This is a genomic window from Bartonella sp. B10, from assembly GCF_053794435.1.
Genome location: NZ_CP200030.1, coordinates 842,929 through 855,477, shown reverse-complemented (window position 1 = coordinate 855,477; position 12,549 = coordinate 842,929). Strand labels below are relative to the sequence as shown.

Here is a 12,549-nt window from a genome sequence, read left to right as displayed (position 1 = left end):
CCATCATGCGACAATATTAATAAGGAGATAACCTTAAAATGAAGAAAAACGTTCTCATTATTGGTGCTGGGGGTGTTGCACAAGTTGTTGCGCATAAATGCGCCCAAAACAACGATATTCTCGGTGATATTCATATCGCTTCACGAACACAAAAAAAATGCGACGCAATTCTGGCATCCATAAAAGACAAAGGTGCAATGAAAGTAAATGGTATCATTAAAAGCCACACCCTTAATGCAATGGATGTTTTAGAAACAATACAGCTTATCCAGAAAACTAAATGTGAAATCGTTATCAATGTTGGCTCTGCTTTTCTGAATATGTCTATTCTTTCAGCCTGCATTGAAACTAAATGTGCTTATATTGATACAGCAATTCATGAAGATCCTTTAAAAATTTGTGAAACACCTCCTTGGTATGGAAATTATGAATGGCCTCGACGTCAAGAATGTGAAAAAGCCGGTATAACTGTTATTTTAGGAGCAGGTTTTGATCCCGGTGTTGTTAATGCTTATGCAGCATTAGCACGTGATAATTATTTCGATACGATAACTGATATTGATATCATTGATATTAATGCAGGAAATCATGGACGTTGGTTTGCCACCAATTTTGATCCAGAAATTAATTTTCGAGAATTTACAGGACAAGTATGGTCATGGCAAAATAAAAAATGGATTTCTAATCAAATGTTTGAAATCAGCCATGAATGGGATTTGCCTATTGTTGGAAAACAAAAAGCATATATGACAGGACATGATGAGATTCATTCGTTATCTAAAAATCTTGATGTTCAAAATATTCGCTTTTGGATGGGATTTAGCGAACGTTACATAACAGTTTTTACCGTTTTAAAAAATCTTGGACTATTATCTGAACAACCGATTAAAACAGCAGAAGGTCAAGAAGTTGTACCTTTGAAAGTCGTCAAATCTGTCTTACCGGATCCAGCGTCTTTAGCACCAAATTATACAGGAAAAACCTGTATTGGTGATCTTATTAAAGGCAAAAAAGACGGAAAACAACGGGAAATTTTTATCTACAACATAGCTGATCATAAACAAGCTTTTAATGAAACTGGTGCGCAAGGTATTTCATATACAGCTGGTGTACCAGCAGCAGCCGCTGCTATGCTTATTGCTACTGAAAAATGGGATGTTAAAACCATGGTTAATGTAGAAGAATTACCACCCCATCCATTCCTAGAATATCTTGATCGTATGGGGCTTTCAACCTGTATAAGAGAACAACAAGAAGAGAAAAGATTACAATTCTGAGTCTATCTTGTATACACCTATAAAAGACACAGTAAAACTGCCCCTAAAAAAGAAGCGGTTTTACTGAGATATGCAATCTACAAAATCGTAAAAATAAAATAAACCTTTTGCACTTCTCAAAAAATATTACGAAGCTATCTTTAAAAGTATACCTAAATATGAAGTGGTTTGGCAAATGTCGCTAAAGCTGCTTCTCGTACTGCTTCTGATAAAGTAGGATGTGCATGGCAACAACGTCCAAGATCTTCCGATGAACCACCAAATTCCATCAAAACTGCAATTTCATGAATCATTTCACCAGCACCAAACCCAAGAATATGGCCACCCAAAACCCTATCTGTCTTTTTATCGGCTAGAATTTTAACAAATCCATCGCTCTTTTGCATTGCTCGTGCACGACCATTAGCCATGAAAGGGAACTTGCCAACATTATAATCAATTCCAGCATTTCTAAGCTCTTCTTCTGTTTTACCTACACTAGCAATTTCTGGCTGTGTGTAAACAACACTAGGAATAGTTTCAAAATTAACATGTCCTTTTTGACCAGCCAATATTTCAGCTACTGCAACGCCTTCTTCCTCAGCTTTATGCGCTAACATTGGTCCTTTAACGACATCACCGATCGCATAAATTCCAGAAATATTAGTTTGCCAATTTGTATCGATTGCAATAAAACCACGATCATCTAACTGAATCCCAGCTTCTGCTAAACCAAGACCTTCTGTATACGGATAACGCCCAGTAGCAATTAAAACAACATCAGCTTCTAAAGTTTCAGATATACCACCTTTAATGGTTTCAAACGTCACCTGAGCAGTTGAATCTGTTTGAGAAACAGCTGTTACCTTCGTACCAACTTTATATTCAATTCCTTGTTTTTCCATTAACTTCTGGAATTGTCGTGAAATTTCACCATCCATTGATCCTAAAATTTTATCAAGATATTCAATAATTGTAACTTTAGCACCTAGACGACTCCAAACTGAACCAAGCTCTGAGCCAATAACACCAGCACCAACAACAATCATACGCGCTGGCACTTTTTCAAGCGCAAGAGCTCCTGTAGAAGATACAATAACTTTTTCATCAAATGTAACATTCACATTTGGAATACCAGAACTATCTGAACCTGTAGCAATAACTATATTCTTTGTTGTAATTGTTTGTTGACTACCATCTCTGGCAACGACTTCAATTTGACCTGCTCCTAAAATTCTGGCTGTACCAAAAAAAGTGTCCACTTTATTTTTTTTCATTAAAAATGAAACACCACTTGTATTCGCTGTAACAACAGCTTTCTTATGCGCCATCATTTGCTCAAGATTGAGCTTAGATTTTGAAATGGAAATCCCAAGAGTTTCAAAACCATGCTGTGTTTCAGCAAACAATTCAGAAGCATGCAACAACGCTTTAGAAGGGATACAACCAATATTAAGACATGTACCACCCAATGTTGTCCGCTTTTCAATAATTGCCGTCTTAAGCCCTAATTGTGCTGCTTTAATTGCCGCTACATATCCACCTGGACCTGCCCCGATCACAACCACATCATAAGACATCCATTTTTCCTTTCATCCTGAAAATTGTACTTTTACAAGCCAAGAACAAGACGTTCTGGATCTTCTAAGCTTTCCTTAACACGCACAAGGAAAGTCACAGCTTCTTGCCCATCTACAATACGATGATCATAAGAAAGCGCTAAGTACATCATGGGGCGGATAACAATTTGGCCTTCAACAACTATTGCCCGTTCTTTAATTGCGTGCATTCCTAAAATACCAGACTGTGGTGCATTTAAAATTGGCGTCGACATTAACGACCCATAAACACCCCCATTGGTAATGGTGAAAGTTCCACCCTGCATATCAGAAACCGACAATTTTCCATCACGAGCAAGACGTCCTAAACGGCTAATTTCCTTTTCAATCTCTGCGAGTGACATTTGATCTGCATTACGCACCACTGGAACGACAAGCCCCTTGTCAGTTCCAACAGCAATTCCAGCATTAACATAGTTTTTGTAAACAATATCTGTTCCATCAATTTCTGCATTAACAGCAGGAAGTTCTTTTAATGCATGGCAAACAGCTTTAGTAAAAAAGCCCATAAAGCCAAGCTTAACACTATGTTTCTTTTCAAAAAGATCTTTATAACGTTTACGCAAATCCATCACGGCAGACATATCAACTTCATTAAATGTAGTTAACATTGCTGCTATATTCTGGGCGTCTTTAAGACGGCGGGCAATTGTTTGACGTAACTTCGTCATACGAACCCGCTCTTCACGTATTTCATGAACAGGCGCCGCAAGAAGAGTAGATGTAGGAGAAACAGAAGAAGAAACCTTTGTGCCTTGATCTAACACATTAAGAACATCCTCTTTAAGAATCTGTCCGCGCTTTCCAGAACCTGAAATATCATTCTTCAAGATATCATTTTCAGCCATCAATTTTGCTGCTGAAGGTGAAGGAGGCATCGTACTACTTGCAGAAGATTGATTTGTTACCTCTGAAACAGGTATAGCAGAAATAGAAGGCGAAAACGATTGAGAAACACCAACAGCTCCAGCTTCAATTGTTCCTAGGAGAGCATTCACTTCAACTGTATTGCCTTCCTTAGCAATGATTTCGGATAACTTTCCCGCTGCAGGTGAAGGAACCTCAACCGTTACTTTATCAGTTTCTAATTCAACCAATGGTTCATCCATAGCCACAACTTCACCAAGTTTTTTAAACCACTTACCAATTGTCGCTTCAGTAACCGATTCGCCCAAAGTAGGAACACGAATTTCAGTAGTCATAATATTTTTCCATACGTCAGAGTAGTAATAAATTAAAAACCTAACGCGTCTTCAAGAAACGCGGCAAGTTGTTCAAGATGTTTCACCATCAATCCGGTAGCCGGTGATGCACTCGCAGGACGTCCTGCATAACGTGCACGCGAATATTGCGCATTAATATGGGTCAAAACCCATTCTAAATAAGGCTCAATAAACGACCAAGCCCCCATATTTTTTGGCTCTTCTTGGCACCAAACAACTTCAGCCTGTAAAAAGCGTGATAATATATTAACCAAAATTTTTGCAGGAAAAGGATAAAGCTGCTCAACACGCAACAAATAAATATCATCAATCCCTCTTTTTTCACGTTCTTCATAAAGGTCGTAATAAACCTTACCTGTACAAAGAACGACACGACGAATCTTATTATCTTTCTGCAATTTAATAACAGAATTTTTGATATATTCTGCATCATCAAGCAATACACGGAGAAAACCAGTTTCTGGTCCCATTTCACTTAATAAAGAAACAGCTCGCCTATGACGCAAAAGCGATTTTGGTGTCATCAAAATCAGTGGCTTTCGAAAATCGCGTTTAATTTGTCTACGCAAAATGTGGAAATAATTTGCAGGGGTTGTACAATTAGCAACCTGCATATTATCCTCAGCACACAATTGCAGATAACGTTCTAAACGCGCCGAAGAATGCTCTGGACCTTGACCTTCAAAACCATGAGGCAATAAACACACCAGACCAGACATACGAAGCCACTTACGCTCTGCAGATGAAATAAATTGATCAAAAATAACCTGAGCACCATTGGAAAAATCACCAAATTGTGCTTCCCAAAGCGTTAAACTACAAGGCTCAGCAAATGAATATCCATACTCAAAACCAAGAACTGCTTCCTCAGAAAGCATGGAATTAACAACCTCGTAAATCGCCTGCCCCTTTCGCAAATTATTTAAAGGAATATAACGTGACTCATTTTCTTGATCATAAAGAACTGAATGACGTTGCGAAAAAGTTCCACGTTCAACATCTTCACCAGAAAGACGAACTGGAACTCCCTCCAAGCAAAGAGAACCAAAAGCTAAAGCCTCCGCAGTTGCCCAATCAACCCCTTCACCAGTTTCAAAAATCTTAGCACGGTTGCTTAAAAAGCGCTGAATTGTTTTGTGAACATGAAAATTCGATGGTATCTCGACAAGTTTCTGACCAATTTCCTTTAAAGTCTGTAACTCAACACCCGTCGTTTTACAATGTTGCTCATCAACGTTACTAGAAGCTTTAAGACCTGTCCAACTCCCATCAAGCCAATCAGCCTTATCAGGTTTATAAGAAGTACTTGCTTTAAATTCAAATTCAAGTTTATCACGCCACTGTTTTTTTTGCTGTTCAATTTCTTCTACAGTAGTTACCCCTTCTGCTACCAACTGATCACTGTAAAGTTGAAGTGTTGTTTTATGGCTACGGATTGCCTTATACATTAGAGGTTGTGTAAAAGATGGTTCATCACCTTCATTGTGTCCATAACGCCGATAACAAAACATATCGATCACTACTGGTTTATGAAAAATTTGACGAAATTCTGTTGCTATTTTTGCAACAAAAACAACAGCTTCAGGATCATCACCATTTACATGAAAAATTGGTGCATCAATCATTTTTGCTACGTCAGATGGATAAGGAGAAGAGCGTGAAAAGCGCGGATCAGTTGTAAATCCAATCTGATTATTGATAATGACATGAATAGAACCCGCAACGCGGTAACCTTTTAGACCTGAAAGACCAAATGTTTCCTGAATAACACCTTGACCTGCAAAAGCAGCATCACCATGAATAAGCAATGGTAAAACCTTTGAGCGCTCACTTAATGGAATAACATCAGTACGCGCAGGACCTACAAGTTGATCCTGTTTTGCACGCGTTTTTCCGATCACAACTGGATCAACAATCTCAAGGTGGGATGGATTGGGAACAAGAGACAAATGAACCGTTTTACCATCAAACTCAAGATCCGCTGAAGTTCCCAAATGATATTTCACATCACCTGATCCCTCTACATCATCAGGTTTATAAGATCCCCCTTGGAATTCATGAAAAATAGCCCTGTGTTGTTTAGCAAGAACCTGTGAAAGAACATTCAAACGACCACGATGTGCCATTCCTAAAACAATTTCTTGCACACCAAAAGCACTACCACATCTAATAATCTGTTCGAGAGCAGGAATAAGAGCTTCACCGCCATCAAGACCAAAACGCTTTGTTCCTTTATATTTTACATCTAAAAATTGTTCAAAGCCCTCCGCTTCAATAAGCTTATTAAGGATAGCTTGCTTATCTTTTTTCGCAAAAAAAAGGCGTCTATCTGATCCTTCAATACGTTCTTGAAGCCATTCTTTTTGAGTAGGATCAGAGATATGCATATATTCTATACCAATTGTTGAACAATAGGTACGATTAAGAATCTCAAGCATCTGCGGAATAGTTGCATATTCCAAGCCTAAAACATTATCAATGAAAATTGGACGTTCATAATCAGCAGGTGTAAATCCATAAGCTTCCGGAGATAATTCCTTATAATCTTCTAGATTTTCAGCTAATTGAAGAGGATCAAGTTGCGCACGAAGATGCCCGCGTGCTCGGAAAGCTCGAATCATCATGAGCGCATGAACAGAATCACGTGTTGCTTGAATAACATCTTGCGCTCCAGCAATTTTTCCTTTTTGCGTAGCATCAACTACTGTTTTTTCCTTTAATTTATCACCAATATGTTTTTCCAGAACAGACCAATTGCTATCTATAGCAGAAACCAATTCTCCATTTGCCTTTAATGGCCAATGATCATGTTGCCAAGTTGCCCCTTTAGCATTTTTAAGAACATCTTCTTTGTTATCTTGAAGAGTTTCAAAAAAAGCGCGCCACTGTGAATTTACACTAGTAGGATTTTTCTCATACTCGGCATAAAGTTGATCTATGTAATCTGCATTTCCACCATATAGAAACGACGTTTGTGCAAAAAGACTATTTATCTCGTCTTGCTTCGCCATATATTTCTCCGGAATATTTATTCCGTCTCCTTAACATATTTTCCCGACATTTAAGTGCTTACGAAACAAATATTTGCAAGACAAATAAAGGTCAAAAAATCGCAAAAAAGCTCTCACTCTCTCATATTTAACATTTCACCTGAATAAAAACTCATTTTTATCCAGATAAAACCTTCTTTTATCCCCTCATCCCTTCAAAATCGACATCAAGGTCTTACCTATTTGCGATGGTGAAGGAGAAACACGTATACCCGCTGATTCCATTGCTGCAATCTTATCTTCTGCTCCACCTTTACCACCAGAGATAACAGCACCAGCATGACCCATCGTACGTCCCGGAGGAGCTGTACGACCAGCAATAAAACCAGCTACTGGCTTTTTATGACCTTTTTTTGCTTCATCCTTTAAAAACTGTGCTGCCTCTTCTTCAGCAGAACCACCAATCTCTCCAATCATAACTATAGACTCGGTTTTATCATCAGCCAAAAACATCTCCAATACATCAATAAATTCGGTACCCTTAACTGGATCACCACCAATACCAATAGCGGTCGTTTGCCCAAGACCCTCTTGACTCGTCTGAAATACAGCTTCATAAGTTAAAGTTCCTGACCGTGAAACAACCCCCACAGATCCTTTTCTAAAAATAGAACCAGGCATGATACCAATTTTACACTCATGAGGAGTAAGAATACCAGGACAATTAGGACCAATTAGACGAGACTTCGATTGCTCTAATTTAACCTTAACCTTAACCATATCCATAACCGGTATGCCTTCTGTAATACAGACAATTAAACCGATCTCAGCATCAATAGCTTCAATTATAGCTTCGGCCGCACCCGCAGGAGGAACATAAATAACAGAGGCATCAGCCCCCGTCTTTTCTTTACCTTCAGCAACACTAGCAAAAATAGGAAGTGTTTCCCCTTTTGACCCTTTCCATACTTCACCTCCTTTTTTAGGATTTATGCCACCAACCATTTTTGTATTATGATAAGCCAATGCCTGTTCTGTATGAAAAGTCCCAGTTTTTCCAGTAAGCCCTTGAACTAAAACTTTTGTATCCTGATTAATAAGAATCGACATGGACTAAGCTCCTTTCACTGCGGAAATGATTTTCTGAGCAGCATCATCTAAATCATCAGCAGGAATAACATTCAAACCACTTTCGCCGATAATTGCTTTACCTTGCTCAACATTAGTACCTTCAAGACGAACAACCAAAGGAACTTTCAAACCAACTTCCTTAACAGCAGCAACAACCCCCTCAGCAATGATATCACAACGCATAATACCACCAAAAATATTAACCAAAATGCCTTTAACATTTGGATCAGCAGTGATAATTTTAAAAGCAGCAGTCACCTTCTCTTTTGATGCACCACCACCAACATCAAGAAAATTTGCCGGCTCTGCTCCATAAAGCTTAATAATATCCATAGTTGCCATAGCAAGACCTGCACCATTTACCATGCAACCAATAGTACCTTCAAGAGCAACATAGGCAAGATCATGCCTTGACGCTTCAATCTCTTTTGGATCTTCTTCTGAAGTATCACGTAATTTTAAAATGTCTGGATGACGGAACAAAGCATTATTATCAAAAGAAACTTTTGCATCAAGAACACGTAAATGGCCATCTTTCATTACAATAAGTGGATTTATCTCAAGAAGACTCATATCTTTTTCACAAAAAACCTTGTAGAGGATTGGAAAAAGTTTTTCACCGTCTTCCCGCGCCCTATCATGCAATTCCAACGCATCACAAAGCTTTATACAATCAGTAGGAGTAACGCCTTGTGTAGAATCAATTGATAAAGTTAAGATCTTGTCTGGCGTCTCTTCAGCGACTGATTCAATATCCATTCCACCTTCAGTTGAAACAATAAAAGAAACTTTACCAACTGTACGATCAACCAAAAGTGAAAGATAAAGCTCTCTCTCAATTTCGGCACCATCCTCAATATAAATACGATTAACCTGCTTACCTTCAGGACCTGTTTGTTTGGTTACCAAAGTTTTACCAAGCATTTCTTGTACATAAGAAACAACTTCTTCAACTGATTTTGCAAGCCGAACACCACCTTTTGAATCAGGAGAAAGTTCTTTAAACTTCCCTTTACCACGACCACCAGCGTGAATTTGACTTTTAACAACATAGAGCGGACCAGGCAATTTTGTCGCCCATTTTTCAGCTTGCTCTACAGAATAAACAGCAACACCATTTGCAATTGGCGCACCATACTCATGAAGCAGACGTTTGGCCTGATATTCATGGATATTCATTCATTTATCCTTTTCTTTTACAGATCACTAATCAATCATCGAATCTTTATAATATCTTTAATATTCTGTCTCAACTTATTTAAGATTAGGTGCAATAGCAACACAAGCTTCACAAAGCTTCTTCACTGCATTCACTGACTGTTCAAAACAACTTTTTTCCTCTTGGCTAAGATCGATCTCTATTACCCTTTCGACACCATCTGCACCAATAATAACGGGAACACCAACGTACATATCCTTAACCCCATACTCACCCGAAAGATAAGCCGCAACAGGAACAACACGCTTAGTATCTTTCAAATAAGCTTCAGCCATAGAGACAGCAGAAGCTGCTGGAGCATAAAAAGCAGAACTTGTTTTTAATAAACTGACAATTTCTGCACCACCATCACGAGTCCTCTGGATGATTTGATCTATCTTTTCCTGTGTTATCCACCCCATTTTTACAAGATCAGGCAAAGAGATACCAGAAACTGTTGAATAACGAACCAAAGGTACCATTGAATCGCCGTGTCCACCTAAAACAAAGGCTGTTACATCTTTGACAGAAACCTTCAATTCCTCGGACAAAAAATAACGAAAACGTGCTGAATCAAGAACTCCAGCCATACCAACTACTTTTTGTGTTGGAAGACCTGAAAATTTTTGCAAGGCCCATACCATTGCATCAAGAGGATTCGTAATACAAATAACGAATGCCGAAGACGCATATTTTTTAATCCCTGCGCCAACTTGCTCCATCACCTTTAAGTTAATTCCTAAAAGATCATCACGACTCATACCAGGTTTTCGTGCAACTCCTGCCGTTACAATAACAACATCAGCACCCTCAATTGCTTCATAAGTATTGACACCTTTTAAACTGATATCAAAACCATCAACTGATGAAGATTCAGCGATATCAAGAGCTTTACCCTGTGGTATTCCTTCAACGATATCAAACAAAACAACATCACCAAGTTCTTTTAACCCGATCATATGTGCTAAAGTACCACCAATCATACCCGAACCAACGAGAGCTATTTTTTTTCGTGACATCCCTTTTTTCCTAACATTATACAATTCAGCGCACAATCATCAGCGCTAGTATACTTAATATTTCTTTTGACTTTAGCTTTATTTTTAACAACAAAGTGAGGAAGGCATAAAATTCATCAAACTCTTTCCATAATCAGAGAAAAAACTCCTCGAAAATTGTCATTAGAAACTTGCCATAGCATACCGATAAAATGAATCTCAAAAAAATACAATAAAATTATTACGCTATATTAAAATTCAAAAAATTGTCGTTTTTATAATATTTCATAAAAATACAGCAATAATAACTTTTTCTTCTTCAAGAAAACCGTTTTTTCCAAATATGTAAGTAATCTTGACTCTGCATCTCAAAAAGACGTGATTGTGTTCTCTTAAATTCAAATGTTTCCGTCATTTTTGCATATCCTTGGTAAAGATCATCAAGTCTTGCCGCTGCTGACATAAATAATCTCATATGACGTTCATAAAGAACATCAATTAATAAAATAAATCGTTTTGTTTCATTACGACACATATCATCCATAACTGGTACATTATCGACAAAAATTGTATGATAATTCTCCCCTAATGCTAAGTATTCAGCTGCTGCTAGAGGCTTTGCACATAAATCTTTATAATCAAAGCGAGCACAACCAGATCCAGAACGTGGAATATGGACAACACGTCCTTTTATAAAAAGCTCATCAGACTTTTCTTTATGCCCTTGAAGCACTAGTGCCCATGCATGATCCATACGTTCACTTGCTTCTAGCCCTAATGGGGTCATATACATATGTTGCGGATTTGATTTCTCAAGACGATAATCTGTTTTTGCATCAAGATTGATAACACGAACATTTGCTTTCAAAACTTGAATAAAAGGCAAAAAGAGATCTCTATTCAAACCATTATAATAAAGGTTATCAGGGGCAACATTTGAAGTAGCAACAAAAAAAACCCCTTGATCAAATAAAGTAGAAATAAGACGCCCAAGCACCATAGCATCAGCAATATCTGTAACACTAAATTCATCAAAACAAAGAATTTGTGCTTCTTGCGCAAGATCTTTCGCAACTGCTAAAATAGGATCACTGTGTACAACTTTTCCACGCTTTGATGTTTGACGATAAACATTGATTCGTTCATGCAAATCAGCCATAAAATCATTAAAATGAGCGCGTCTTTTGCTAGTTTGTGGTAAACAAGAAAAAAATAAATCCATTAGCATGGTTTTACCTCGTCCTACTTCACCATATATATACAATCCCCGAAAAGAATCAGCAGCAACATCCTGATTTGAAACACGGATATAAGCTTGTTTTTTTTTCGTAAAAAAATGCCAAAATTCCCAAAATCGGGTGACTCTCTGTGTTGAAATATTTTGTAATAGATAATCAAAATGCTTAGCTAAAGATAATTGAGCTGGATCAAAATCGAGCTCTCCCTTGGATACAAGTTCCCCATAGCACGCCGAAACTAAAGTACTCTTTACAGATTTATGCATATATTTCTTTTTGTAAACAGCTAAAACAATCTAGCGGGTTAAAATAACTGGATGATCATCAAATGTACGCCCCTTAAAATGATCAACATTGGAAGAATAAAGAGCAATAACAGCACGCCCAGACTGATCATAGAAATATAATTTTTTTTCTTTAACTGCCCATGATTTAACTCGAGAAACAATTCCTGTACAATTCAAAGGACTAGCACGATACCCTTGACCGAATTTTGTTTGTGGTGTTGCAATTCGACAAACTTTATCCCCTACAGAAAGATTCCATACTCCAGAAACACTAGCAGGAAATAAATCAACAGCTCCATTGGGCAGTTCAAGATTAACCATTTCCTTACTAATGCGAGAATCTCTTTTTTCATACACGGAGCTATCTGTTATTTTTGATTCTTGTGAACGAGAGGTTATTTCAGGAACTAACATTTGCTGAATAGGGTAAAAAATTTCTGATGTATTGCCTCTATCATTATTTCTAAACCGCGATGTTGTACAACCACCTAAAGTAATTATTGCAAATATTGAAACGATAAATGATTTTTTTGAAAATGTCATACTGATACTCTTTCCTACAACAAAAAATAACCCATTTTTAATAAGCTCACTTTTAAAGTAATAAAC

General features: G+C 37.7%; 9 protein-coding genes. 1 reads left to right on the top strand and 8 read right to left on the bottom strand.

Annotation, left to right across the window (positions count from 1 at the left end; genetic code table 11):
- Positions 1-38 precede the first annotated feature (38 nt).
- Positions 39-1,277: a saccharopine dehydrogenase C-terminal domain-containing protein gene (locus tag V3565_RS03525; protein ID WP_455477837.1), complete on the top strand. Its 1,239-nt coding sequence runs from the start codon at positions 39-41 to the stop codon at positions 1,275-1,277.
- Positions 1,278-1,429: 152 nt separating this feature from the next.
- Here the strand turns inward: V3565_RS03525 and lpdA are convergent, their stop codons facing one another.
- The 8 genes from lpdA to V3565_RS03485 all read right to left on the bottom strand — a co-directional run bounded on the left by lpdA (position 1,430) and on the right by V3565_RS03485 (position 12,483).
- The gene (gene lpdA, locus V3565_RS03520) at positions 1,430-2,836 is read right to left on the bottom strand and encodes a dihydrolipoyl dehydrogenase (protein ID WP_455477836.1); all 1,407 of its coding nucleotides are present in this window, start codon (positions 2,834-2,836) and stop codon (positions 1,430-1,432) included.
- A 32-nt stretch (positions 2,837-2,868) separates the two neighbouring features.
- Positions 2,869-4,077, bottom strand: coding sequence for a 2-oxoglutarate dehydrogenase complex dihydrolipoyllysine-residue succinyltransferase (gene odhB, locus V3565_RS03515; RefSeq protein ID WP_455477835.1), 1,209 nt, complete (start codon positions 4,075-4,077; stop codon positions 2,869-2,871).
- Positions 4,078-4,109: 32 nt separating this feature from the next.
- Positions 4,110-7,109, bottom strand: coding sequence for a 2-oxoglutarate dehydrogenase E1 component (locus tag V3565_RS03510; RefSeq protein WP_455477834.1), 3,000 nt, complete (start codon positions 7,107-7,109; stop codon positions 4,110-4,112).
- A gap of 186 nt (positions 7,110-7,295) precedes the next feature.
- Positions 7,296-8,198 carry a succinate--CoA ligase subunit alpha gene (sucD, locus tag V3565_RS03505; protein WP_455477833.1) on the bottom strand — a complete coding sequence of 301 codons (903 nt, stop codon included), beginning with the start codon at positions 8,196-8,198 and terminating at the stop codon, positions 7,296-7,298.
- Between the two features lie 3 nt (positions 8,199-8,201).
- Complete coding sequence (gene sucC / locus V3565_RS03500; RefSeq protein WP_455477832.1) at positions 8,202-9,398, bottom strand: ADP-forming succinate--CoA ligase subunit beta; 1,197 nt, start codon at positions 9,396-9,398, stop codon at positions 8,202-8,204.
- Positions 9,399-9,473: 75 nt separating this feature from the next.
- Positions 9,474-10,436 (bottom strand): malate dehydrogenase, encoded by a 963-nt coding sequence (gene mdh / locus V3565_RS03495; RefSeq protein WP_455477831.1) that lies wholly within the window; start codon positions 10,434-10,436, stop codon positions 9,474-9,476.
- Between the two features lie 298 nt (positions 10,437-10,734).
- The gene (zapE, locus tag V3565_RS03490) at positions 10,735-11,919 is read right to left on the bottom strand and encodes a cell division protein ZapE (RefSeq protein WP_455477830.1); all 1,185 of its coding nucleotides are present in this window, start codon (positions 11,917-11,919) and stop codon (positions 10,735-10,737) included.
- 30 nt (positions 11,920-11,949) lie between these two features.
- Positions 11,950-12,483 carry an AprI/Inh family metalloprotease inhibitor gene (locus V3565_RS03485; RefSeq protein ID WP_455477829.1) on the bottom strand — a complete coding sequence of 178 codons (534 nt, stop codon included), beginning with the start codon at positions 12,481-12,483 and terminating at the stop codon, positions 11,950-11,952.
- Positions 12,484-12,549 lie beyond the last annotated feature (66 nt).